The sequence below is a fragment of the Sinorhizobium sp. BG8 genome (genome assembly GCF_016864555.1).
GTDB lineage: Bacteria > Pseudomonadota > Alphaproteobacteria > Rhizobiales > Rhizobiaceae > BG8.
Window position 1 is genome coordinate 267365 of the sequence record NZ_CP044012.1, and the last position, 23710, is coordinate 291074.

The 23710-nt window shown below is 61.2% G+C and carries 19 protein-coding genes and 3 pseudogenes; 10 read left to right on the forward strand and 12 right to left on the reverse strand.

What is annotated here, in order from left to right; genetic code table 11:
• Positions 1-377: 377 nt before the first annotated feature.
• Together F3Y30_RS22365 and F3Y30_RS22370 are read left to right on the forward strand one after the other, a co-directional pair.
• Positions 378-1301: a hypothetical protein gene (locus F3Y30_RS22365; RefSeq protein ID WP_203427366.1), complete on the forward strand. Its 924-nt coding sequence runs from the start codon at positions 378-380 to the stop codon at positions 1299-1301.
• A 277-nt stretch (positions 1302-1578) separates the two neighbouring features.
• Positions 1579-2823, forward strand: a complete 1245-nt coding sequence (locus tag F3Y30_RS22370) for a hypothetical protein (RefSeq protein ID WP_203427367.1) — start codon at positions 1579-1581, stop codon at positions 2821-2823.
• A gap of 107 nt (positions 2824-2930) precedes the next feature.
• On the opposite strand, the pseudogene F3Y30_RS22375 reads toward F3Y30_RS22370, so the two are convergent.
• A pseudogene (locus tag F3Y30_RS22375) lies at positions 2931-3768 on the reverse strand (DDE-type integrase/transposase/recombinase); the annotation flags it as partial.
• A gap of 684 nt (positions 3769-4452) precedes the next feature.
• Between F3Y30_RS22375 and maiA the strand changes: the two are divergent.
• On the forward strand, positions 4453-5127 hold the full coding sequence (maiA, locus tag F3Y30_RS22380; RefSeq protein ID WP_203427368.1) for a maleylacetoacetate isomerase: 675 nt from the start codon (positions 4453-4455) through the stop codon (positions 5125-5127).
• A 67-nt stretch (positions 5128-5194) separates the two neighbouring features.
• The gene (locus F3Y30_RS22385; RefSeq protein WP_203427369.1) at positions 5195-5650 is read left to right on the forward strand and encodes a MarR family transcriptional regulator; all 456 of its coding nucleotides are present in this window, start codon (positions 5195-5197) and stop codon (positions 5648-5650) included.
• Between the two features lie 361 nt (positions 5651-6011).
• Here the strand turns inward: F3Y30_RS22385 and F3Y30_RS22390 are convergent, their stop codons facing one another.
• Together F3Y30_RS22390 and F3Y30_RS22395 are read right to left on the reverse strand one after the other, a co-directional pair.
• On the reverse strand, positions 6012-7094 hold the full coding sequence (locus tag F3Y30_RS22390; protein WP_246753078.1) for an alpha-hydroxy acid oxidase: 1083 nt from the start codon (positions 7092-7094) through the stop codon (positions 6012-6014).
• Positions 7095-7213: 119 nt separating this feature from the next.
• Entirely contained in the window at positions 7214-8491 is a 1278-nt protein-coding gene (locus F3Y30_RS22395) for an L-fuconate dehydratase (protein ID WP_203427371.1), read from the reverse strand.
• A 195-nt stretch (positions 8492-8686) separates the two neighbouring features.
• Between F3Y30_RS22395 and F3Y30_RS22400 the strand changes: the two genes are divergently transcribed.
• Positions 8687-9523 (forward strand): amidohydrolase, encoded by an 837-nt coding sequence (locus tag F3Y30_RS22400; protein ID WP_203427372.1) that lies wholly within the window; start codon positions 8687-8689, stop codon positions 9521-9523.
• A gap of 55 nt (positions 9524-9578) precedes the next feature.
• Here the strand turns inward: F3Y30_RS22400 and fba are convergent, their stop codons facing one another.
• From fba to F3Y30_RS22420, 4 genes are all read right to left on the reverse strand, one after another.
• Complete coding sequence (gene fba, locus F3Y30_RS22405; RefSeq protein WP_203427373.1) at positions 9579-10625, reverse strand: class II fructose-bisphosphate aldolase; 1047 nt, start codon at positions 10623-10625, stop codon at positions 9579-9581.
• 293 nt (positions 10626-10918) lie between these two features.
• A complete protein-coding gene (gene repB / locus F3Y30_RS22410; RefSeq protein WP_246753061.1) occupies positions 10919-11950 on the reverse strand; it encodes a plasmid partitioning protein RepB in 1032 nt (343 codons plus the stop codon).
• Positions 11947-13164 (reverse strand): plasmid partitioning protein RepA, encoded by a 1218-nt coding sequence (gene repA / locus F3Y30_RS22415; RefSeq protein ID WP_203427374.1) that lies wholly within the window; start codon positions 13162-13164, stop codon positions 11947-11949. Before repA ends, repB begins: the two co-directional genes overlap by 4 nt.
• Positions 13165-13433: 269 nt before the next feature.
• Positions 13434-13913 carry a MarR family transcriptional regulator gene (locus F3Y30_RS22420; RefSeq protein WP_203427375.1) on the reverse strand — a complete coding sequence of 160 codons (480 nt, stop codon included), beginning with the start codon at positions 13911-13913 and terminating at the stop codon, positions 13434-13436.
• 88 nt (positions 13914-14001) lie between these two features.
• On the opposite strand from F3Y30_RS22420, the pseudogene hmgA reads away from it, so the two are divergent.
• A pseudogene (hmgA, locus tag F3Y30_RS22425) lies at positions 14002-15359 on the forward strand (homogentisate 1,2-dioxygenase).
• 32 nt (positions 15360-15391) lie between these two features.
• On the opposite strand, the gene F3Y30_RS22430 reads toward hmgA, so the two are convergent.
• Positions 15392-15952: a DUF2585 domain-containing protein gene (locus F3Y30_RS22430; RefSeq protein ID WP_246753062.1), complete on the reverse strand. Its 561-nt coding sequence runs from the start codon at positions 15950-15952 to the stop codon at positions 15392-15394.
• 118 nt (positions 15953-16070) lie between these two features.
• Here F3Y30_RS22430 and F3Y30_RS22435 point away from each other — a divergent pair, with 118 nt between their 5' ends.
• Positions 16071-17087, forward strand: a complete 1017-nt coding sequence (locus tag F3Y30_RS22435; protein WP_203427377.1) for a fumarylacetoacetate hydrolase family protein — start codon at positions 16071-16073, stop codon at positions 17085-17087.
• 198 nt (positions 17088-17285) lie between these two features.
• Here F3Y30_RS22435 and F3Y30_RS22440 read toward each other — a convergent pair whose 3' ends face one another.
• Complete coding sequence (locus tag F3Y30_RS22440) at positions 17286-18767, reverse strand: NAD-dependent succinate-semialdehyde dehydrogenase (RefSeq protein WP_203427378.1); 1482 nt, start codon at positions 18765-18767, stop codon at positions 17286-17288.
• A gap of 91 nt (positions 18768-18858) precedes the next feature.
• Entirely contained in the window at positions 18859-20136 is a 1278-nt protein-coding gene (locus tag F3Y30_RS22445; protein WP_203427379.1) for a 4-aminobutyrate--2-oxoglutarate transaminase, read from the reverse strand.
• Positions 20137-20334: 198 nt separating this feature from the next.
• Here F3Y30_RS22445 and F3Y30_RS22450 point away from each other — a divergent pair.
• Positions 20335-21158: pseudogene (locus F3Y30_RS22450) on the forward strand (MerR family transcriptional regulator).
• A 46-nt stretch (positions 21159-21204) separates the two neighbouring features.
• On the opposite strand, the gene F3Y30_RS22455 reads toward F3Y30_RS22450, so the two are convergent.
• Positions 21205-21972 (reverse strand): SDR family oxidoreductase, encoded by a 768-nt coding sequence (locus tag F3Y30_RS22455; protein WP_203427380.1) that lies wholly within the window; start codon positions 21970-21972, stop codon positions 21205-21207.
• A 141-nt stretch (positions 21973-22113) separates the two neighbouring features.
• A complete protein-coding gene (locus F3Y30_RS22460; protein ID WP_203427381.1) occupies positions 22114-22422 on the reverse strand; it encodes a ribbon-helix-helix domain-containing protein in 309 nt (102 codons plus the stop codon).
• A gap of 216 nt (positions 22423-22638) precedes the next feature.
• Here F3Y30_RS22460 and F3Y30_RS22465 point away from each other — a divergent pair, with 216 nt between their 5' ends.
• Positions 22639-23034 carry a VOC family protein gene (locus F3Y30_RS22465; RefSeq protein ID WP_203427382.1) on the forward strand — a complete coding sequence of 132 codons (396 nt, stop codon included), beginning with the start codon at positions 22639-22641 and terminating at the stop codon, positions 23032-23034.
• 86 nt (positions 23035-23120) lie between these two features.
• Complete coding sequence (locus tag F3Y30_RS22470) at positions 23121-23651, forward strand: gluconate 2-dehydrogenase subunit 3 family protein (protein ID WP_203427383.1); 531 nt, start codon at positions 23121-23123, stop codon at positions 23649-23651.
• Positions 23652-23710 lie beyond the last annotated feature (59 nt).

A 23710-nucleotide genomic window follows, 5' to 3' on the forward strand; every position in this document is an offset into this window, starting at 1 on the left:
AACAGCAGCCCTCTATCTCAAGTGCTCCAGTAGCTGACCTTGCCTCAGCCGAGAGGGAATGACCGATGTGGCGCCGGAAGCGGAATGGCAGCCTTGGTCTTGGATCTTATAATGCGGACGTTCAAATCCGCATCATGATTTACGTGATCTGACCTCATTTTGGTCGTTCGTTACTACAGAGATTGAGAACCCCGGAAACCTTCAAAACAGACCGTAGTAGGTTCGCCTCGCCATTGCGGTTCAGTCAGCCTATTGGATCGCGGTCCAGGGCGGCAAGGCGTCACCGCAAGCCGCCATCTTAAATAGGCCGTTCAAGATACGCTCGGTCCGAAAGGTAGGAAGCAGGTCACTGAGAGTCCGCAGCCTCAGGTACGACAATGAAGGCAACGGCGTCAGTGTGCTTCACGCTCCTCGCAGACGCCACCATCGAGAGGTTCGCATCGGTCGAAATCAACACCGACCCAGCCAACAGGGCCCGGTGTTTCGCGATTCTGGCCGAGCACGCCGATAAAACTCTCGGTTGCAGTTTACTGCGGCGGGCGGCTGCGGTGGTGACCACTCTCGAATCCGAAAAGTACGAAATCGCATCGCTCCTTGTGCCACGATTGGTTGCGAGGGGGTTGGTGGCGGAGGCCAGAGGACTTATCGACCACGTTGAACCGGGTGATCCGACGACGGCCGCTCTCGCCGCGTTGCCGATGACCCCCGAGGTTATGCAGACAGCGCTTGAGACGATCGCCTCCACGGGAGAAGTGTTTCGCGCTGCAGCAATTTCGCCGATGCTTCCTCACTTTTCCGTCGAGGCGCTGCAGAATATCGCTAGAGCCGCCGAAGAAATGCACGTGGATCTCTTCGCGGACGCCGTGCGCGCTGTGGTGGTGGACGGCATGGCCTCCCGTGAACTTGAGATCGCCAAGGAGATCGCGAAGACAATAGGGAACGCCTCCAACCGCGCGTCGGCCCACGCGTCGCTAGCTGCGCATTCGCGAAATCCCGGACCGCACATTGCTGCTGCCTTGGCCGCAATGCGCGACTACGGGGAGACGGCGTGGCGATCAGACTTCGAGTCGGCTCTTTCAATCTACGATAAGCCTTTCCGCTCCATCATAATGGCCTCGATCGCCAGCCGTTCATGGCGGGCTGAACTCGTTGAGCAACTTGCTCCGAAACTCGACTCCTCCGTCGCCGAGCCACTTGTTGCGGAAGCACTCGCGGACGACGACGCCCAATTTGCCATCCTTGGCTCGGCTCACCTCCTCTCGAAACTCCCCGAGACTGGACCAGCCCGCGGAACGTGGTGAAGCGGATCCTCGAGCGCCTTGACGAGCTGGATGAGTTTCCGCGAGCGTCCATACTGTCCAAGGCGGTGGCGGCGTGCTCCCCTGCGCCGGAGCCCATGATCGATCGTCTGCTTGCCCTCTTCGGGGTTTCCGGGGGGCGGAGCCTTATGAACTCGCTCCCTCAGCCAGTGAAATTGCCAAGAGAGAGGAGTCAACTCTTCAGATTCTGGGGTCGATGCGAGTCGAGAATGTACGCGAGGCCGTCGGCCTATTCGCGCCCCACGTGGGGCCGGCCACATTGACGAAGCTACTTGACCTCTCCCGCAGAGTCGCCGACGAGGACGCGACTATGGCGACGCTGTCTCGGATGGCTCGCGGGATCGACCCCGATGCGCATGGCAGGCTTCTCCAGCGGATCGATAGGCTCGATAACTCTTACGTGCGGTGCATGGCACTTGAGGCACTCGTTCCTGCCCTCTCGGACGATTTAATGCGGAAGGCACGGGAGGTCCTCGGCCGGATTGACAATGATTTCGGCCGGGCAGAAGCGGCGCTGCGCGGCTTCTATAGGCGAGCCCCACCAACGGAGCGGCAACAGTGGCTCGAAGAGGCGATTGCGATCACGGCCCAGATGACGGACGGCGAACGTGTCGGATGGATCTTTGAGGCGTGGCTGTCCGATATTGAAGGGGACGTCCCTCCGGCGATGCTCGAAGCCGCACGCGGCCTGGCTTCCAAAGCCAATGACGATGGTTGGGCCGTGGCCTGCGCCTGCCTGGCCTTGCTTCCCCGAGTAGACCCTGAGACCCACCCCGAGTTGTTTGATGAGATCTTGTCTCGTGTTTTTTCTCTCGAGGAAGCCGACCGCCCCCATGTGCTCGGTCGGCTGGCGGACCAAGCGACACGGTCAGAGCTGGTGCGCATCCGGGATCTCGTTGCCGGGATCAAGGACCCGATGTACCGTATCCTTGGGTACGCGTGGACGGGAGGGGGGCTAAACTTCCCGTTCGAAGCCGTCGAGGAGCTACGCTCGCGTAGTGATCAAGACACAGCAGTCGGCTGGCTGCTTCCACACATCGACACCGTTGACGCCCTGGTCGCGCTCGAACAGGACGAGGAGATGTCGAACTCCAGCGTTCGGAATGCTTTAAAAGGACTGGCACAGGAGATTTCCTCACCCGATCGCGAACGGGTTCTCCACATCGCGCGGAGGAAACTGGACGGAGACGACCTAACCACGGTCCTCCTAACATGCGCGAAGGCGTGGGGCCCCCACTATCGGGATCTTCTCCGCCAGGCGCTCGATGTTGCGGTCCGTGCATCGGCGGACGTCGGGACCGACACCGAGATGCGGGACGCTGTGGCGGCATGCCTCGCGGAGGACGACAATTTTGTGAAGCAGTGCTGGATGGAGACCCAGCGCGCACTCGGAACGCTACGCAGAAACGTTGCGATGACCAAGCTGTACTTGCTGGCTCCGATGATCACACGTGTTGGGGGGATATCGGCACCCAACACACCTTCTTCGCCGTGGAGCGGGTAACCCGTTGGTGGCCTTAAGCTTCAAGTCTCGCTCGATGTGGATCGGTGATTGGTCTCCGTAGTCAACGCTCCACGCAGATCAGTAGTCCCGCGGCCGATATTCGCGCCTGCGACGATGGTCACGGCATAGGCCGCGAGGCGCCGGTATCCCAGCGACGAGTGCGACCAGATTATATTGTTGACGCCGACACATTCGGAAATGGCGCTACGGGCGTAGCCAAGACCGAAGAAGAGACTCTCGTTCAGCAGTTCGTCACACATGCAGCTATTGAAGGACTCTACATAGCCGTTTTGCATCGGCTTTCCCTGTGCGATGTAATGCCCCTCGACCTTGTGATACTTCGACCAGACAAGGATCGCGTTCGATGTGAACTGCGTGCCGTGGTCGGAGACGATCACGCCGGGTTTGCCGCGCCGATCGAGGAGCGCCATCAGTTTCCGTCCGACGCGGCGGCCTGAGATCGAAGCATCAGAGATTGCTGCAAGGCATTCGCGCGTCACGTCATCGACGATGCTGAGCACCCGAAACCTCATTCAGCCGCCGAACTGGTCGTGGACGAAATCCAATGACCAGCGCGCATTGGCCTTCGCTTCGGCCAGGATTGGCGCACGCCCGCCGACAGCACGCCGCCGAGCTTTCCGCTTGCAGACCGACAGCCCCTCCTCGCGGTGCGGCCGGTAGATGCGGTTGACGCCGGACAGCTCGAGCAGGATGAACAGCCGCCGGAAGCCAAAGCGCCGTCGCCCGTGGGCGAAATCGATCAGCCTGGCCCGCAGATCAGCCGTCGAGAAGCCCATGATGACCTTCAGATGTCCGACGGCTGCACACTTGGTGGAGGCCCTACCATTCTTTTGTAGGAATCTCGCGGAGCGCAGCTACGTCCGGCATCTGCCCGGCCAGTAGCTTCCTCACCTTGGCATTCTCCTCATGAAGGCGACACAGTCGGTGGCGACTTCGGCGGAGCTCAGGCGACGGATTGCGCACCTCTCGCCGTGCATCCCAGCGGCGCTTTTGACAGGATCTGACGGACAAACCGCCGCGCCCGTCGTCCGCCTGAGATGTCCGATAATCCCGGCTTATCAGACATTGTGCAGAACTTCGTCCGCAAGCACTCCGTACAGGCGAAAGAGCGCCTCCTGAGAGGACCGCGAAGTGCCTTCACATTCGGACAATTCGAAGTAAAGCATGCCGGATCGCGCTTCGCCAGCCCTTACCTCAAGCCAAGGATAACAAGGTGCGAATGACTGTGGATCAAGAAAATCGCGAATGGATAGCCTCTGTCGTATTCATCGGTCCGCTGTGTCCGGCACTTCCCGCCCGATGCCCACAGGGCTTGGTCCGGAGTGGAGACTCCATCTCTGACGAGCTGCAGGAACGCCGCGCGCCGCGGCCCCCCTCCCCAGAACGAAGAACACCTTCATCCGAGGATGGAGGCATCCCCTCTTCCCTACTACTTTGCAGAGCCTTCATCCCGGGTCGACATTTCACATATCCTCGTCCGCCGATTGCACATGCAGTAGCGGAGCGCTTTTCGCTTCACATTGAACATCGGCTGCATGCAGACTATCAGTATGCGTTCAAATAGTCCTGGGCTGCTGTAGCGCGATGGACTGACGAAGGAGGAAGAAGATGACGGCCGACGAGTTTCCCCTCCCCTCGCAGCCTCGCCCGGCCGTTCTGCACGGCTACTTTCGCAGCTCCGCATCGTGGCGCGTGCGCATAGCGCTCCGCCTGAAAGGGCTTTCGGTCCATCACGTCGCACACCACCTTCGCAAGGGCGAGCAGCGGTCGGCGGCCTACCTCCGCCTTAATCCCCAGGGCCTGGTGCCCACACTCGAACTCGACGACGGAACCGTGCTCACGCAGTCTCTGGCAATCATTCATTGGCTTGACGACGCCTATCCCGATCCCCCTCTCCGGCCGAAAGACGTCCTCGAACGGGCAAAGGTAGAGGCATTCTCGCTGGTTCTCGCGGCCGATACCCACCCTGTCCAGAATCTTGCGGTGCTCGCGCGCCTGCGCGCCATGGGGATCGCCGAACCTCAAGTCCAGAAGTGGGCCGCAGAGGTCAATGCCGCAGGCCTTGCCGCCTGCGAGGCGCTCCTGCGCGACACGGAAGGTCCTTTCTGCTTCGGCGACAGTCCTGGTGTTGCGGATATCTGCCTCGTCCCCCAGCTCGGCAATGCACGCCGTTTCGGCGTGACGGTCGAGCAGTTTCCACGCTTGCTTGCCGCTGAGGCGGCATGTGCCGGGCTCGCCGCCTTCATTGAGGCTGTGCCGTCGCGCCAGGTCGACGCGGAATGAAGAGACGAAGAAGCCTGGCGACGATCGCAAGGCTTCGAACCCGAAGAGAAGTATCCAGGATCGCATCATGAAGACCATCTACGAAATGCCGGGACACCTCATTCGCCGCGCGCACCAGATCAGCACGGCCATCTTCGCGGAAGAATGCATGGCGTTCGACGTAACGGCCATCCAATACTCGGCTCTTTGCGCCATAGGCATGCACGAGTCGCTCGATGCGACACGGCTCTCGCGGTTGATTGCGTTCGACAGGGCGACAATTGGCGGCGTCCTGGAGCGCATGGAGGCGAAGGGCTGGATCGAGCGCGTATCAAGCCCCAAAGACCGGCGCGTGAAGCTTCTGCGATTGACGCCCGAGGGAGAGAACCTCGTTGAGCGTGTCGAAAGTGCCGTGCAGCGGGCCCAGAAGCGGCTGCTCGAACCTCTTGCAGCAGAGGATCGCAAGGAATTCCTGCGACTGCTCAGCCAGCTTGCGCAGGTGCACAACGACATCACGTCGGCGCCGATCCAACCCATAGACTGAGAAAAATCAATGCCATACAGATAGTTTGGGGCTCCGAGAGACCATTCTGTAGCGTGCTACGGCTACCGGTTCTCGTTCCCACGACGATTCCGGGAGACAGCCTGAGGGGCGTGACCGCCAGACAGCAAAAAGCCCGGTGCGGGAGGAGGTGCACCGGGCTTTGATATGTGACTGACAACTGGGAGGAGGAGTGTCGTCAGTCCGACCGAAGCGATCCGGGAGGAGGTGAACCGCTTCGATGAGTTCAAGATAATGCTGCAATGCAGCGAAATCAATCCCAATCATGCTGCATTGCCGCAGGTGCGACAATTTGGCAGTCATTTGCCCCGGACGCGAGCATTTGCAAGCGCCAAAGCGCTCGCTACGCTCCCTGGTGCAGGTTCCGGCGCGACAGGTTGCGCACGTCGCGTTCGCCACACAGGGCCATCGTGATGTCGAGCTCCTTGCGGATGATTTCGAGTGCCCTGGTAACGCCCGCCTTGCCCCCTGCCCCCAGGCCATAGAGGAACGGACGGCCGATATAGGTGCCCTTGGCGCCGTAGCAGAGCGCCTTCAGCACGTCCTGGCCGGAGCGGATGCCACCATCGAGATGCACCTCCATATGGCCTCCGACGGCGTCGACGATGCGCGGCAACATGCTGATCGAGGACGGTGCGCCATCAAGCTGGCGACCGCCGTGGTTGGAAACGATGATGGCGTCCGCCCCCGTCGAAACAGCCATGCGGGCGTCCTCCTCGTCGAGAATGCCCTTCAAAATGAGCTTGCCGCCCCAACGCTCCTTGATCCAGGCCACGTCTTTCCAGGAAAGCTGCGGATCGAACTGCTCGGAAGTCCAGACGGAGAGCGAAGACAGGTCCGTCACACTCTTCGCGTGGCCGACGATGTTGCGAAAAGTACGCCGCTGGGTACCCATCATCTGCATGCACCAGAGCGGACGCGTCGCCATTTGCCAGATGTGCTTCGGCGTAAACTTTGGCGGCGCCGACAGGCCGTTGCGGATGTCCTTGTGGCGTTGCCCGAGGATCTGCAGATCAAGCGTCAGGACGAGTGCCGAGCATTTCGCCGCCTTTGCGCGATCGATGAGATTGAGCACGAAATCGCGGTCCTGCATGACGTAGAGCTGGAACCAGAACGGCTTCTTCAATACCGAAGCGACGTCCTCGATCGAGCAGATGCTCATGGTGGAAAGCGTGAACGGAACGCCGAATTCCTCGGCCGCCTGCGCCGCCAGCATCTCGCCGTCGGCATGCTGCATGCCGGTTAGCCCGGTCGGAGAAAGGGCAACCGGCATGGAGACCTTCTCGCCGATCATCTCGCTTGCGAGCGAGCGGTTCGTCATGTCCACCAGAACCCGCTGGCGAAGCTTGATCTTGTGGAAGTCCTCCTCGTTCGCACGGTAGGTGCCCTCCGTCCAGGCGCCGGAATCGGCATAGTCGAAGAACATCTTCGGTACACGTCTTCTCGCCCGCTCCTTGAGATCGGCGATCGTCAGCTCGTCTTTCACTTCATGCTCCTGGCAGTGCGGGCGGGATTGGCTTCCGGCCCCGTATGGACGGCGTAGTCTTAGGGCCGGAATGTATAGGCCGCAATGGATTCCGGCTTCATTTCGATCGAAAATCCGGCCTTGCGCGGGGGCATGTAGGCCGCATTGCGAATCTCGCAGGGGTCGAGGAAGTGTTCGTGCAGGTGATCCACGTACTCTATCACCCTGCCCTCCTTCGTCCCGGATACGGCGATGTAGTCCATCATCGAGAGATGCTGGACATATTCGCAGAGCCCTACCCCACCCGCGTGCGGCCAGACGGGCAGGCCGTATTTCGCAGCCACGAGAAGCACCGCCAGAACCTCGTTCAGCCCTCCCATGCGACAGGAGTCGATCTGCACGACATCGATCGCGCCTTCCGCGATGAACTGCTTGAACATGATGCGGTTCTGGCACATCTCGCCTGTCGCGACCTTCACGGGGCCGATGGCTTGCCGGATCTTGCGGTGCCCCGCGATGTCGTCCGGGCTCGTGGGTTCTTCTATGAAGAACGGGTTCGCGAAGGAGAGCTTTTTCACCCAGTCGATCGCCTCATCGACCTCCCAGACCTGGTTGGCATCGATCATCAGATAACGATCCGGGCCAATGACTTCGCGCGCGATCGTCAGGCGGCGAATGTCGTCGTCCAGGTCCCGACCGACCTTCATTTTCACATGGTTGAAGCCCGCGTCCACGGCCTCCTTGCAGAGGCGGCGAAGCTTCTCTTCGGGGTAGCCCAGCCAGCCTGCGGACGTGGTGTAGCAGGGGTAGCCCTCGCCTTCGAGCGTTGCGATGCGGTCTGCCTTGCCGGCTTCCGCCTTGCGCAGAATTGCTACCGCCTCGTCGCGGGTCAGGACATCCGTCAGGTAGCGAAAATCGATGATGTCTGCGATCTTTTCCGGTGACAACTCGGAAACGAGCCGCCAGACCGGTTTGCCAGCCTGCTTCGCCAGCAGGTCCCATACTGCATTGACCACGGCACCGGTTGCCAGATGGATGGCCCCCTTGTCAGGGCCGATCCACCTCAATTGGCTGTCGTTGGTCAGGTGGCGCCAATATTTGCCCGGATTGGCGCGGACGGTATCGAGATCCGTACCGACCACGAGGTGCTCCATTGCGCGGATCGCCATGCAGCAGATGTCATTGCCGCGCCCGATGGTGAAAGTCAGTCCATGGCCCTCCAGGCCGCTGACATCGGTCTCCAGGACGACGTAGGCTGCCGAGTAGTCGGGATCCGGGTTCATGGCATCGGAGCCATCGAGGCTCTTGGACGTGGGGAAGCGCAAGTCGTGCACGCGCATGCCGGTTATGCGGGCCATGTTTCCTCCGTAGGCACGGCGATCAGCACCATCCGGGAGATACCGGGCAGGCTTCGCCGCTTGTGTTTCTAAAACTGTACTTTATACATAAAGGACGCAATTTGCCGCTGTCAACAAACGATGTGGGAGCATCCGGCCGCGAGCAAGACAGGGCGTCGCAGTGCGCCCGGGGGAAGCACAAGGGAGGATACTTGCTTGCTGATCGACACCCATCTGCATCTGATCGACCGCGGCAGGCTTGCCTATCCCTGGCTTGCCGGCGCCGGCAGCCTCAATCGGGACTTTTCCTACGAGGAGTACAGCAGACAGGCCCAAAGGGTCGGAATCGAGGCGGCGTTGCATATGGAGGTCGATGTCGATCCATCGGACATGAGGGCCGAAACGGACATGGTGCGAGAGCTCTCCCACCAGCCGGGCAGCATGGTGCGTGGTGCAATCGCGGCCTGTCGGCCGGAGGACGGCGAATTTCCCAGCTATCTCGAGGCCGTCGAAGCCGATCCCCTCGTGAAGGGATTGCGCCGGGTGTTGCACGTGGTGCCCGATGAGGTCTCGGAGAGCACCCTCTTCCGCGAGAATGTGCAGCGCCTTCAGGATAGCCGCCTGACCTTCGACATATGCATGCTCGCCCGTCAGCTCCCCCTCGCCGCAGCGCTCATTGACGCTGCTCCCCGCGCCCGGTTTGTCCTCGACCATTGCGGCGTTCCGGACATCACTTCGGGCGAATTCGAGGTCTGGAAGCGACGGGTCACCGATATCTCCCGCAGGCCCAATGTGACCGCCAAGATTTCCGGCATTGTCGCCTACGCCGAGCCAGAGTCCTGGACTGTGGAGACGATCCGTCCCTACGCCGAGCACGTCGTCTCGACCTTTGGTTGGGACCGTGTGGTCTGGGGCAGCGATTGGCCGGTCTGCACACTTGGGGGCGGATTGGCGATCTGGGTGGCTGCGACCCAGGCAATCTTCGGGAAGTGTTCCGCGGAAGAAAGGGCGAAGCTCTACCGCTCGAACGCGAAGCGCCTCTGGGATCTCTGAAGGACAAATGAGCGTCCGGGGCCGATTGGTGACGGCCCCGGAGGATTTCTTTCGACTACTTCGCCGACGTGTAGAACTTCGCCATATCGGGCAAGCGCTTCACACGGATTTTCGAGGCCTTGCCGGCAGAACGGAACGCTTCGAAGCGCTCCTTGCAGACCTCGGCCATGCGTGCGACCGCGGGCTTCAGGTACGTGCGGGGGTCGAAGTTGTCCGGCTTGTCGGTGAAGTTGCGACGGATCTCACCGGTCATTGCGAGACGGAGATCCGTGTCGATATTGACCTTGCGCACTCCGAGCGGAATGGCCTTCTGAATCTCGGCCACCGGCACGCCCCAGGTCTTCTTCATCTGCCCGCCATAGGCGTTGAAAAGCTCCTGGAGATCCTGCGGGACCGACGAAGACCCGTGCATGACGAGGTGGGTATTCGGCAGCTTTTTGTTGATCTTGGCGATCGTCTCTATCGACAGGATTTCGCCATCCGGCTCACGCGTGAACTTGTAGGCCCCGTGGCTGGTTCCAATGGCAACGGCGAGGGCATCCACGCCGGTCCTCGTCACGAAATCGAGCGCCTGGTCCGGATCGGTCAGAAGCTCCTCGCGCGACAGCTTGCCTTCGAAGCCGTGGCCGTCCTCTTTCTCGCCGGCACCCGTCTCGAGGTTTCCGAGACAGCCAAGCTCGCCCTCTACCGAAACGCCGGCCGCATGTGCGATCTTGACGACCTCGGCCGTGACCCCGACGTTGTATTCATAGTCGGCAACCGTCTTCCCGTCGGGCAGCAACGAGCCGTCCATCATGACCGACGTGAAGCCGTTGGTGATGGCCGAGATGCACGTCGAGGGCTGGTCGCCGTGATCGAGGTGAATGCAGACGGGGATGTGCGGATACTCTTCCGCAGCGCCGAGAATGAGGTGGCGGAGAAACGCATCGCCGGCATACGCGCGGGCGCCGCGGCTGGCCTGCAGGATCACCGGCGAGTCGGTCGCATCGGCCGCACGCATCACTGCCTGTATGTATTCCAGATTGTTCACGTTGAACGCGGGCAGCGCATAATCGTTTTCCGCAGCATGATCGAGCAATTGCCTCATGGTGATCAATGCCATTCAGTCCTCCCGGGGGTACGTGTTGCTTAAAGGTCGGCGCCAATATTCACCGAAGGCTTCGCCGATGCAACATTGATGGCTGTTTCAAGGGGGAACAAAAGCCGTGAAAAAGCAGAAAGTGAGGGCTTAAAAAGCACCCCGAAGGGCAGGGGCTGCGTTACAGCTGAAACGCCCTTCAATTTTTTCGTTTATTTTCAGATAAATAGAAGAACCGATTCGACTCAGCCCCTGAAACGGGGAGTCAAGCGGCAATCGGGAGGCGCTCCGGTGCGGCGCCTCCCAGGCAAGACGGGTCAGTGCCCGTCCTGCTCGAAGCGGGCGACGAGTTCGGGCAGCTTTGCGGCAAGCCAGTCCGCGAGCCCCTTAACATTACGATCATCGATTGCGAATCGCGTGACCGTTCCATTGCGCTCGATGCTGACTGCGTCGCGGCCGCTTGATGCCTTGACCACGCTCTTTGCGGCCGGAACCTTCTCCTTGCTTTCAAGGACAGCAAGCAACATGGCGAAGCGGCTGTCGCTATCCGCGGCCTGCCACTTCTCGGACGACATCAGTCCGTTGGCTGCGGAGCTACGCGCGGCCGGCAGTTTGCGGTCGGTAAAATGCGTCGCCAGCTTTTCCCACTTGGGTCGTCCCGTTTTTGGCGCGGGGCCGATCCTGCGAACGAGGTCTTGCGGCAGGCTGCTTGCGAGCGACGTCAGGATCGAGATGTAGGCCAGCCCCCGGTCCTCGCCGCGCCCGAGAGCCGCTGCGATCGTCTGGCGGTCGAAGCTGCGCTCCTTCAGTTCCTGCGCGAACAGCGCCTGCTCGATGAACGAGAGGTCCTTCCGCTCCGTGTTCTCCTTGCCCTGCGCGACCACGAGAGCATCGTCGGTGAGGGTGCGGACGATCGCCTTGACCGGGCGGGCAAGGCGGTCTGCCGCACGCCAACGGCGATGGCCATAGGCAATCTGGTAGCGATCGGCAGCCGTGGGGTGCGGCCGCACGAGGATAGGGACTTGCTGCCCATGCTCACGCATGCTCGACACGAGATCCTCGAAACGGGGATCGCTCTCGTCATCCATGCGATCCTTGACGAAGGATGGGTCGATCCGTTCGGCAGGTATGTCGATGATCGCCTCGGCATTGCTGAGCTGCTCGCGCAGCCGCACGTTCTCGTCTTCGATCGCCGAAAACGAATCCTGCATCGAGCGAACGGCACCGGACGAAACCCGGCGCCCGGTTTGCGAAAGAGGCGAGGGCGCTACCGACTGGGCAAGCTCGGCGGGGTTGATGCCGCCGAACATGGCTTTCATTTTCTTGGAGCGGTCGCTGGCATTGTTCACGGGCGTCCCCAGACTTTTCTGATGTGTTGGAAGATCTCGGCGTTCACGGCATCCACCGATTCGAGCGCACGGTTCAGAGTATCACGCCCGATGCTGCCTCGGGTTATCTCGTAGAGGCTTTTCTTTTCGAGCCCCGCACTGGCGATTGCGGTGGTGTCCACGACCGAAGCCGCCAGCACGTCCTCGCCGAAAAGCGAGCGCAGCAGCGCGACCACGTTGACCTGGGGCACGTCATGCGGATTGTGCCGGGTCAGCACGTAGCGGATGAAGTCGTGCTCGAGTTCGCCGCCGGCCTCCTCGATCACATCGAGAATGTCACTGGTCATGGCCAGGAACTGGTTCATGGAAGCCACATCCAGCATGGCCGGATGGACGGTGATGAGCAGGCCCGTCGCCGCATATAGCGCCCCAAGCGTCAGGTAACCGAGCTGAGGGGGCGCGTCGATCAGGACCACATCGTAGTCTTCGTCGACTTCGGCGAGTACCGTCTTCAGTCGCCGGAAGAACATGCCGTCGCCCCTCGACAGGCCCTTTGCAATCGCCTGAGGCGTTTCGTGCTCGTACTCCATGAGCTCGAGATTGCCGGGCAAGATATGGACACCGTCGAAATAGGTTTCCCGGATCACCGAGCGCAGAGGCAGCCGCTCCGCGTCGTCGTAGCGGATTGCAGCATAGAGCGTCTGGTTCGAGGCAACATCGAACTCCGGCTGATAGCCGAACATGGTGGAGAGGGATGCCTGGGGGTCAAGGTCGATGGCGAGCACGCGCAGGCCCTGAAGGGCAAGATAGTGCGCCAGATGCACCGTGGTCGTCGTCTTGGCCGAGCCGCCCTTGAAGTTGGCGATCGCGAGAACCTGCAGCTTGTCTTCGGGGCGCCGACGGGGCATGAACTGCAGGGCGTCCGACGGACGGCGGTTGGCAAGATAGGACCGGATCTGGTTCAGCTGGGAAAGCGTGTAGAACCGTCGACCATTGTCCTGGCGATCGGGGATAGCTGCCTCGCCATCGAGAGACATCTGCCTCAGGGTCGACTCCGCCACTCCAAGCAGTGCCGCCGCATCGCGCGACGAGAAGGTCTTGAGCGACTTCATTGCCTCCGGCGGATACATCTGCTGGCGCAGGTGCTGCAATTGTGCCGAGAGCAGCTGGGAATGGCGCATGATCTTGGCGCCTGAGGCCTCGGCGAGCGATTGGGTTCTCAAAGTATTTTCCATGTCATTCCGACGGTTAATATTGATTCATCGGGAAAAATCCGTCGCGACCGTTTTCAACTGATTTGCCCAAAGGGTCAAACGGTTTATCGCAAAGGTATAGTCGACGCTGGGGAGAGGAGGGGAAATCGGTCGCGGCCGGTGACAGCCCACTCGGCCACGCACCGTCCAATGTAAGATCTGAATCGCTTCTCTCCGGGAATTTTCGCAGCAATGGTTCAAGCGCAACTGGATAGACCGCACTGCTTTTAATTCGGCCAAGGCCGGGACTGCTATCTATCCGCTCCTTTCGACGAAGTCTCACGGACATCGATGGCCGTAACCATCGCCCTTTCAATGGCTGCCATGCCCGCCTCCAGCTGCTTCAGACCCGCCGCTCCCAACAGGCCGGAAAGCTCGCGCTCGTAGCTCTGCGCCATCTCCACCATTTCGCGAAAGATGCGTAGCCCCGCCGGTGTCAGCTCGAGGTGCTCCACGCGCCGGTCGTCGAGATCCTCCGTCCTGCGCAACCACCGCCGATCTTCCAGCCCTTTAACCGCGCGACTGACCTTGGTCTTGTGCATCGAGGAGTTTGCCCCCACTGCCGTCGCCGTCATCCGTCCGTATGACCCGAGCGCCGCAAGCGTGCGCCATTCCGGACGGGTCATGTCGTAGCGGGCCTTGTATTGCGCGGCAAAGCGTATGCTGACGAGCTCCGCCGCGCGATTGAGCCTGTAGGGCATGAAGGCCTCGAGGTGAAAATCTCCGTCCATGCCGTCGCCTTGATAGTTACAAAATAGACAGTTACGAGTGTAACTAATTCACGTGTATGGCAGTATTGCAGAGGAGGTGCAAGCCATGCTGGACAGGACCGAAGACGCAACAGCGGAAAGCGCGGCGAGCACCAACAGCGTAAAATACATGCCGGGTTTCGGTAACGACTTCGAGACAGAGTCGCTACCGGGCGCCTTGCCGCAAGGCCAGAACAGTCCACAGAAATGCAACTACGGCCTCTATGCAGAACAGCTTTCGGGATCGCCCTTCACGGCCCCCGCGGCACGAACGAACGCTCCTGGCTCTACAGGATCCGTCCGAGCGTTCGCCATACCCGTCGTTTCTCCAACGCATCCTGTCCCTATTGGAAGTCGGCGCCCTGCATCGACGATCATTCGCTCCCCCTCGGCCAGTTGCGCTGGGGACCGTTGCCTGAGCCGACGGAGGAGTTGACCTTCCCCGAAGGCATTCGCACGATGACGGCCGCAGGGGACGTCCTGACGCAGGTCGGCATGGCAGCACACGCCTATATCTTCAACGCCGACATGGTGGACGACTACTTCTTCAACGCCGACGGAGAGCTGTTGATCGTGCCTCAGATGGGCAGCCTGCGCATCTTCACGGAGATGGGCATCATGGATATCGAGCCATCGGAGATCTGCCTGATCCCGCGCGGCATGATGTTCAAGGTTTCCCGTCAGGGGGAGGGGGAGAGCTGGCGGGGCTATGTCTGCGAGAACTACGGCGCCAAGTTCACCATGCCCGATCGCGGCCCGATCGGAGCCAATTGCCTCGCCAATCCGCGTGATTTCAAGACGCCGGTCGCAGCCTTCGAAGACAAGGAGACCCCCTGCCGCGTGCACGTAAAATGGTGCGGCAAGTTCTACATCACCGAGATCGGCCATTCGCCGCTTGATGTGGTGGCCTGGCACGGCAATTACGTGCCGTTCAAGTATGACCTGCGCACGTTCTCGCCGGTCGGGGCGATCCTGTTCGACCATCCGGACCCGTCGATCTTCACGGTTCTGACAGCCCCCACGGAGGAAGCTGGGACGGCCAACGTCGATTTCGTCATCTTCCCGCCGCGCTGGCTCGTTGCAGAGCACACGTTCCGTCCCCCCTGGTATCACCGCAACATCATGAGTGAGTTCATGGGACTGATACACGGCCAGTACGATGCAAAGGAGGAGGGCTTCGTCCCAGGCGCCATGAGCCTGCATAACATGATGCTACCCCACGGGCCGGACACGATGGGCTTCGAGAAAGCCTCGAACAGCGAGTTGAAACCGGTGAAGCTCGATCACACCATGGCGTTCATGTTCGAGACCCGCTACCCGCAGCAGCTTACGAGGTTTGCCGCCGAGCTGGAGACGCTCCAGGAGAATTACCTCGAATGCTGGGACGGCCTGGAGCGCAAGTTCGACGGCACGCCGGGCATCAAGTGAGGGTGGAGCCGTTCTTCAGCGCAAGAAGCCGATCAGCCGCCCTGCCATTGCTTCACCGCTTCGAGGGGCCAGACGAGCATGAGGATGTTCAGGGCCAATCCATCGCGGATCAGCCATGTCGTCAGCGCCTCGAAGAAGACGATGATGGCGACGCTTGCCCACACCGGCAGCCGCGAGGCGAGGAAGAACCCGATCACCATTGCCGCTATGTCGGCCGCCGAATTGATGATGCTGTCGCCGTAGTAATCGAGCGAGATTGTCGCCTCGCGATAGCGGTTGATGATGAGATCGGTGTTCTCGAAGATCTCCCAGGCGCATTCGACGAGCAGCGCCAGCGCCAGCCGGAGGGTTATGCTCACGCGGGGCAGCAGAGCCGTGAACAGCGCATAGAACAGGATGCCATGGATGATATGGCTCGGCGTGTACCAGTCCGAAAGGTGCTGGGAGTTTTCCGAGGAGACGACCACGCCGTGCCAGAGCTTCACATAACCGCATTTGCAGATCCAGATGCGACCCATCAGATGCAGGATTACAGCTGTAACACCGATGGCGGCCGCCGCCACACCTACGGATCTGAGCACGGTACGGTTCAACGGATGGGCTTTCCTGGATGAAACGCGACGGATTTCTCCACCGCATTTAAGGGGAGGGGACGGGTCGGCGCGAAGATGACATACTGGCGCGTGCGAAGACAAGCTCAAGGGAGGGCGCATGAAACTCGCAACACTCAAGGACAGTACCCGCGATGGCAAGTTGGTCGTTGTATCGAAGGACCTCACGCGCTGCTCGGAGGTCGGCCATATTGCCCGCACGCTGCAGGCTGCGCTCGACGACTGGGCGCACGTCGGACCGCGGCTCGCCCGCGTGGCCGAGGGGATGGAGACCGGCTCGCAACCGACAATGCGCTTCCATGAACACGAGACGTCTTCACCCCTTCCGCGCGCATTCCAGTGGGCGGACGGTTCGGCCTATGTCAACCACGTCGAGCTGGTGCGCCGTGCGCGCAATGCCGAGATGCCTGCGAGCTTCTGGACAGATCCGTTGATGTACCAGGGAGGCTCGGACAGTTTCCTTGGCCCGCGCGATCCAATCGTCATGGCCGACGAGGCCTATGGCATCGACATGGAAGGGGAGGTCGCCGTCATCGTCGACGACGTGCCGATGGGTACCGGCGCAGAGGAGGCGCGCGCAGCGATCCGGCTCATCATGCTCGTCAACGACGTCTCGCTGCGCGGCCTCATACCCGCAGAGCTTGCGAAGGGTTTCGGTTTCTTCCAGTCAAAACCCTCTTCCGCTTTCTCACCCGTGGCGGTCTCCCCGGACGAACTCGGTGACGCCTGGGATGGCGGCAAGCTGCACCTCCCGCTGCTTGTCAGCCTCAATGCAAAGCCCTTCGGAAAGGCCGACACCGGAATAGACATGACCTTCGATTTCGGGCAGCTCATCGCCCATGCGGCCAAGACCCGTCCGCTCGTCGCAGGCTCGATCATCGGTTCCGGCACCGTCTCCAACAAGCTTGATGGCGGCCCCGGCAAGCCGATTTCCGCCGGCGGCGTCGGCTACTCCTGCATAGCCGAGGTCCGGACCATAGAAACGATCGAGACGGGAGCGCCGAAAACGCCATTCATGAAGTTCGGCGACACCGTGCGCATCGAGATGAAGGACAAGACCGGCCACTCGATCTTCGGCGCCATAGAGCAGACCCTGAAGCCATATGAGCGAGAGTGACCTTTACCGCCGCCAGCGGGCTGCGGCGCGTCGGACCATGCATCAGCATATCCTCTGAGGAGGTGCATGGCGCTATATGCCAGGTATCCGGAATCCGACAAGTGGCGGATCGGCTCTCCGCGGTCCGCAAGAGCAGTGCCGCATGAGCCTCAATGAACCCTCCCGCCGACGGCGGGAGGGTTCCATTTCTGATCGGGCTTAGGCTACGTTGCCCATGCAGAGATATTTCATCTCCAGATAGTCGTCGGCACCATGGCTTGAGCCTTCGCGGCCGAGACCCGATTGCTTGATACCGCCGAACGGTGCAGCCTCGGAGGAGATCAGCCCGGTGTTGATGCCGACCATGCCGTATTCCAGAGCCTCTGCGACCTTCCAGACCTTGCGAAGATCACCGGCATAGAAGTAGGCGGCAAGACCGAACTCTGTGTCGTTGGCCTGGGCGATCACGTCCTCGACCGTGTCGAAACGGAAGAGAGGAGCGACGGGGCCGAAAGTCTCCTCGCGCGCCACGGCCATGGTGCGATCAACCCCGGTCAAGATCGTCGGCTCGAAGAACGTTCCTTCCCCGGCGATACGCTCTCCGCCGGCAATCACCTTTGCACCCTTGGCAACGGCATCGGCAATGTGCGCCTCGACCTTGGCGATGGCAGCCTCCTCTATCAGCGGACCGATCGAGATGCCTTTCTCGAAGCCGTTTCCGACCGAAAATTCGCGAACCTTGCGGGCCAGCTTTTCGGCGAAAGCGTCATAAACGTTCGACTGCACATAGATCCGGTTGGCGCAAACGCAGGTCTGGCCCGCATTGCGGTACTTCGACATCAGGGCACCTTCGACCGCCGCATCGATATCCGCGTCGTCGAAAACGATGAAGGGCGCGTTGCCACCGAGTTCCAGGCTCACCTTCTTGATCTGGTCGGAGCACTGGCGCATCAGGATGCGGCCGACCTCGGTCGAGCCGGTGAAGCTGATCTTGCGCACCTTCGGATTGAAGCAGATCTCCTTGCCGATGGCGGGGCCATCCGTGCCGAGGATCACATTGAAGACGCCCGCGGGAAGTCCGGCCTTCTCAGCCAGCACCGCAAGCGCGATTGCCGAGAGCGGGGTCTGTTCCGCAGGCTTGGAGACGACCGTGCAGCCGACCGCGAGCGCCGGCGCGACCTTGCGTGCGATCATTGCCGCGGGGAAGTTCCAGGGTGTGATCGTGCCGACGACGCCCACCGGCTGCTTGATGACGAACATCCGGCGATCTGCACTCGGGGCAGGGATGGTCTCGCCGTTGATCCGCTTTGCTTCCTCCGCGTACCATTCCACATAGGAGGCGGCGTAGAGGATTTCGCCCTTCGCTTCGGGGAGCGGCTTGCCCATTTCGGCCGTCAGGATTGCGGCCAGTTCGTCGGCGTTCGCGATCATGAGGTCATGCCACTTGCGCAGCACCGCGCTGCGGTCCTTGGCAGGCCTGGCCGCCCAGCCGACCTGGGCCACATATGCGGCGTCGATCGCCGCAGCGGTCTCGGCAGCACCCATTTCGGGAAGCGTCGCGAGCCTCTCGCCGGTTGCGGGATTGAGGACGTCGAATGTCTCGGTCCCGTTCCCTCCGATCCAGTTGCCGTTCACATAGCCACAGTCGCGCAGGAATTCCGTCGACTTGAGATGTCTGGTCAGTGCGTCATAGAAGGCCATTTCGTCATTCCTTCAGGCATGAAGCAGGCTCCGCCCGGGAACATGCCCCGGGCGCTGCTTCGATCGTGAGAGAGAATTGCGCTCCGCCCTATCAGGCGGTGCGTGCTTCCAGGATGGAGGCTTCGAGAATGTCGAGCGCTTCCGCGAACACCTCGTCCTGGATGGTCAGCGGCGCGAGGAAGCGGATGACGTTTCCGTGCACGCCGCAGGTCAGAAGGATGAGACCCTTGTCGAGTGCCTTCAGCCGCACCTTGTTGGCGAATTCGGCGCTCGGCAGCTTGGTGGTCGCGTCGTTGAACTCCACTGCGTTCATGAAGCCCGGACCGCGGATGTCCACGATTTCCGGAGCCTTTTCGCGCAGCGATTCAAGGCGCTGCTTCAGCCGGTTGCCAAGGCTGGTCGCACGATTGCAGAGATCCTCGTCCTTGATCACGTCGAGGACGGCGTGCGCCGCTGCAACGCCGAGCGGGTTACCGGCATAGGTGCCGCCAAGTCCGCCCGGGCCGGGAGCATCCATGATTTCGGCGCGGCCGGTTACCGCCGCAATCGGGAAGCCGCCACCCAGCCCCTTGGCCATCGTGACCAGGTCGGCTGCAATGCCGTGATGCTCCATCGCAAAAAGCTTGCCCGTGCGCGCAAAGCCGGTTTGGACTTCGTCGGCGATCAGGAGAATGCCGTGCTGGTCGCAAAGCTCGCGGATTTGCTTGAGGAAGGCCGTCGGCACCGGATAGAAACCGCCTTCGCCCTGCACCGGCTCGAGAATGATCGCAGCCACGCGGTTCGGATCGACGTCGGCAGCGAAGAGCCGCTTGATTGCAGCCATCGACTGCTCCGCAGAAACGCCCTGCAGTTCGATCGGGAAGGGCACATGGAAGACGTCGCCCGGCATGGCGCCGAAGCCGACCTTGTAGGGGACGACCTTACCCGTCAGAGCCATGCCCATGAAGGTACGCCCGTGGAACCCGCCGCCGAAGGCGACGACCGCCTGGCGGCCGGTTGCGGCGCGAGCGATCTTGACGGCGTTCTCGACGGCTTCCGCACCGGTCGTGACGAAGATGGTCTTCTTGGCAAAGTCGCCGGGGGTCAGTGCGTTGAGGCGCTCGGCAAGCTCGACGTAGTTTTCGTACGGCACTACCTGGTGGCAGGTGTGGGTGAAACGGTCGAGCTGCTTCTTGACTGCCTCGATCACTCTCGGGTGACGATGCCCGGTGTTGACGACGGCAATGCCGGCGGCAAAATCGATGTAGCGGTTGCCTTCCTTGTCCCAGATCTCGGCATTCTCAGCGCGATCTGCGTAGATCTGGGTCGTCATGCCAACACCACGGGAAATGGCGGCGTTCTTGCGGTCGGTAAGGGTGGTCGAGGTCATGATGGGGCATCCTGCGCTTGGAGCTGAAGGCATAACTTGCATTTTTTCTGCAAGATATGAGTGGAATACCTACATTTTTTCTGTAAGAATGCAAATGGAATTTTCGAAGAAACGAACATGGCCTGCGCGATAGCAGGGGGTCGCGAACGAAAGCCGTCTGCGATACTAATCTAGCACAAGAATCAGGGAAATTGGCTCATGGGCAATCCGGCGCCCGTCAACTACAAGGTGGCGGAAGCGGCAAGACTGGCGGGGGTGTCGGCATCGACGCTACGCCTGTGGGAAAGCCAGGGTCTTGTCGTTCCCGGCCGTTCGGAAACCGGCCACCGTCAATACAGCGGAGAAGATGTTGCAAGGCTGAAGCGCATCGCCTGGTATCGTGCCGAGCGTGGGCTCAATCCGGCCGCCATTCGCGAAGCACTGGAAGCGGAAGACACTGCCGGGGAGGGGCACAGCACGTTTCCCATGAGGGCGAGCCGCCGCAAGGCATCGGGAGAAAGCTCCGCAGCCTCCGGCATGCGGCCGGCAAGACGCTGGAGCAGGTCGCGGGAGACGTTGGCCTCGCCATCTCCGTCCTCTCGACATTCGAGAGAACCTCCCAGGGCGTGACCTTCCGCATGCTGCACGACCTCGCGGACTATTACGGCACGACGGTCTCGAAGCTCTCGGGAGAGGAAGAGGGCGACACCCGCAGCCTGGTGCGCTCCGGAGAGTGGAAGCTCTGGCCGGAAACATCACCGGGCGTCACGGTGCAGGTTCTGGCCGACGGGCGAAACATGATGGACTGCCATCGCTTCGTCCTCGCACCCGGTGCCTCCAGCGATGGAGCCTACAGGCACGAGGGAGAAGAGTTCGTCCATGTGCTGTCGGGCAGTATCGAGATGATACTGGACGGCCAGGAGTTCCACGATCTCGGACCGGGCGACTCGCTCTACTTCGACAGCCGCAGGCAGCATTCTTGGCGCAACCGGCACGACGGCGAGACCGTGCTCCTTTGGATCAATACCCCGCCGACGTTCTGATACCGGCCGTCCCGATGCAGCAACTCATGGACACGCAGGCGAAGCCTCAGATCGCCGTGAAGCCGTTGTCTACGAAGAGATGCGCTCCGTTTACAAAGTTCGACTCGTCGCTTGCAAGATACAGCGCGGCACGCGCGACGTCCTCGGGTTCGCCGATGCGGCCCTGCTGCGCGGCGATCGCCGCCTCCGAAACATCCACGCCGTGCGCCGTGAGTTCCGCTACCTCGCGAAGCCCGTGCGGCGTCCGGATGAACCCTGGGCAGACGGCGTTGCAGCGGATGTTACGGTCGCGGAACTCGACACCGATCGCGCGGGCGAACATATGCACGGCACCCTTGGTCGTATCGTAGAGGACCTCCATGGGCGTAGCTGCAACCGCTGATATCGAAGAGGTGCAGACGATCGAGCCGCCGCCGGCAGCGATCATCCCCGGCAGCACCGCCCGTGTCATGAGAAACATGGATCGGACATTGACGGCATGCAGCCATTCCCATTCCTCGAGCGTGGTCTCGAGAAACGGCTTGATGACGATTGTTCCCGCATGATTGAACAGGACGGTGACCGGCCCGAAGCGTGCTTCCACGCCGCTGACCGCTTCGTTTACCGCTCTTTCGTCAGAAACATCGGCGACCCAGTATTCGGCTTCGCCGCCCGCCGCGCGAATCTCGCCTACCGTCTGGGCGGCAGCCTCGCCGTTGCGGTCGATGATCGCCACCTTGGCGCCCTCGGCGGCAAAGAGCCGCGAGGACGCTCCGCCCATTCCCGTCGCGCCGCCTGATATGATCGCAATCTTCCCACTGAGCCTGCCTGCCATGACCTGTCCCCTCGTTGAACGACGGCCCGCCTTCAGGTGACCGCGCATCGATGATGCAGATCGTCGGGGACTGCGCAATGGGAATAAGGACGGGCCTCGGGATTTCCGGTGCAGGAGCAAGCCCGAAGCCCGGCGGCGTGCCTACACGGCTGCGACGATGTGGAATGGGCGCATGCTGTCGCCCTTGGCATTGCCACCCATCAGGTAGATCAGACAGCTTGTACGCAGGAGCGAGGCGAAATTCGAGACAGAGCCGTTAATCTCGAGCGCTTCGTCATAGAGGGTCGAGAGGAACCGCGACGTCGACATGTTCTGGTTCTCTGCGATTTCGTCTATCAGATCCCAGAAGGCCGCCTCGATCTGGATGCTGGTGGAGTGGCCTCCAATCCTTACCGATCGATTGACCGCACGGTATCGCTGCGGGTCCTGGCCCGCGAAGACCTCACACATGGCATTACCTCCGCTCTTGTTCTTATGCGCTGAGTATGAACAGCGTCTCTGCAGCGGTCAATTTCTCTTTGTGCGGTCCCTCATCGAAGAAAAAACTGCCTCTTGCGCTCCAGAAAGCAAAAATTCTGCTTGCGGTAATGGGCTGCTACCCACCGCGCTGCCCATTGGTGCATTTTCACGAACAGACAGAAAGTGCAGGCAGTGCAGGAGGCCCAGTTGGCAAAGGCAATACACTCGATGATCCGTGTTCTCGATGAAGCGCGGTCGGTGGATTTCTATAAGAAGGCCTTCGGGCTCGACATCGCGGAACGCCTCGATTTCGAGACCTTCACGCTCGTTTATCTGAGCAATCCCGAGAGCGAGTTCGAACTGGAACTCACCATCAACAAGGGACGGACCGAGCCCTATGCGCTGGGCGACGGCTATGGCCATCTCGCCGTCTCCGTGGACGACCTCGACGCAGCCCACGTCCGCGTCACGGATGCCGGGCTCAACCCCAACAAGATCGTTGAATTCAATCGCGACGGCGCTCTGCTTGCGCGCTTCTTCTTCATGGCCGATCCCGACGGCTACAAGATCGAAGTGCTGCAGAGGCATGGCCGCTTCAAGTGAATTTGCAGGCGGCGGGCCTCGGTCCGCCGCCTTGCATGTGCACCCCTGAGGAGAGGTGCTTCAAGGCCAGCAAGGGAGGAACATTTATGACCACGATCTACGAGAAACGGCCGGGACTATCGCGCCGCGAGCTCCTGAAGCGCGGAACCGCGGGGGCGGTGCTGCTCGTCAGCGGCAATGCTGTGCTCTGTCCCACCTACGCCTGGGGGTTAGAAACCACGGCGCTCAAACCCGAGACCATGGCAACGCTGATCGTGCTCGCCCGGGACATCTATCCGCACGACAATCTTGCCGATCGCTTCTATGCCATCGCCGTAAAGGGGCAGGACACCAAGGCCGGCACGGATGCTGCCCACAAGACGCTGATCGAGGAGGGCATCGCCGATCTCGATAAGCGGGCGGGACCGGGCGGCTATCGCGCCCTTGGCTGGGAGGACGACCGTGTGGCGATCCTGCGCGATATCGAGACGACACCCTTCTTCCAGGCCGTTCGCGGCGACCTTGTCGTAAGCCTCTACAATCAGAAGGAGCTCTGGCCGATCTTCGGCTACGAGGGCGAGTCCTACTCAAAGGGGGGCTACATCAACCGCGGCTTCAACGACATCGAGTGGCTTTGACGGCGATACCGCTCGCACCGGAGGAGGTGCGACTGCGGCCTATGGTTCGCCTGGCAGAC

What these genes read in the sequence shown, in the direction of transcription:
- F3Y30_RS22395 (WP_203427371.1), bottom strand. Translation starts at nt 8,491, where the DNA reads ATGGCCCGCATAACCGGCATGCGCGTGCACGACTTGCGCTTCCCCACG.
- repA (WP_203427374.1), bottom strand. Translation starts at nt 13,164, where the DNA reads ATGGAAAATACTTTGAGAACCCAATCGCTCGCCGAGGCCTCAGGCGCC.
- F3Y30_RS22420 (WP_203427375.1), bottom strand. Translation starts at nt 13,913, where the DNA reads ATGGACGGAGATTTTCACCTCGAGGCCTTCATGCCCTACAGGCTCAAT.
- F3Y30_RS22460 (WP_203427381.1), bottom strand. Translation starts at nt 22,422, where the DNA reads ATGTGTGAGGTCTTCGCGGGCCAGGACCCGCAGCGATACCGTGCGGTC.
- F3Y30_RS22365 (WP_203427366.1), top strand. Translation starts at nt 378, where the DNA reads ATGAAGGCAACGGCGTCAGTGTGCTTCACGCTCCTCGCAGACGCCACC.
- F3Y30_RS22390 (WP_246753078.1), bottom strand. Translation starts at nt 7,094, where the DNA reads ATGTTCTTCGACTATGCCGATTCCGGCGCCTGGACGGAGGGCACCTAC.
- F3Y30_RS22470 (WP_203427383.1), top strand. Translation starts at nt 23,121, where the DNA reads ATGACCACGATCTACGAGAAACGGCCGGGACTATCGCGCCGCGAGCTC.
- fba (WP_203427373.1), bottom strand. Translation starts at nt 10,625, where the DNA reads ATGGCATTGATCACCATGAGGCAATTGCTCGATCATGCTGCGGAAAAC.
- F3Y30_RS22455 (WP_203427380.1), bottom strand. Translation starts at nt 21,972, where the DNA reads ATGGCAGGCAGGCTCAGTGGGAAGATTGCGATCATATCAGGCGGCGCG.
- F3Y30_RS22445 (WP_203427379.1), bottom strand. Translation starts at nt 20,136, where the DNA reads ATGACCTCGACCACCCTTACCGACCGCAAGAACGCCGCCATTTCCCGT.
- F3Y30_RS22435 (WP_203427377.1), top strand. Translation starts at nt 16,071, where the DNA reads ATGAAACTCGCAACACTCAAGGACAGTACCCGCGATGGCAAGTTGGTC.
- F3Y30_RS22385 (WP_203427369.1), top strand. Translation starts at nt 5,195, where the DNA reads ATGAAGACCATCTACGAAATGCCGGGACACCTCATTCGCCGCGCGCAC.
- F3Y30_RS22440 (WP_203427378.1), bottom strand. Translation starts at nt 18,767, where the DNA reads ATGGCCTTCTATGACGCACTGACCAGACATCTCAAGTCGACGGAATTC.
- maiA (WP_203427368.1), top strand. Translation starts at nt 4,453, where the DNA reads ATGACGGCCGACGAGTTTCCCCTCCCCTCGCAGCCTCGCCCGGCCGTT.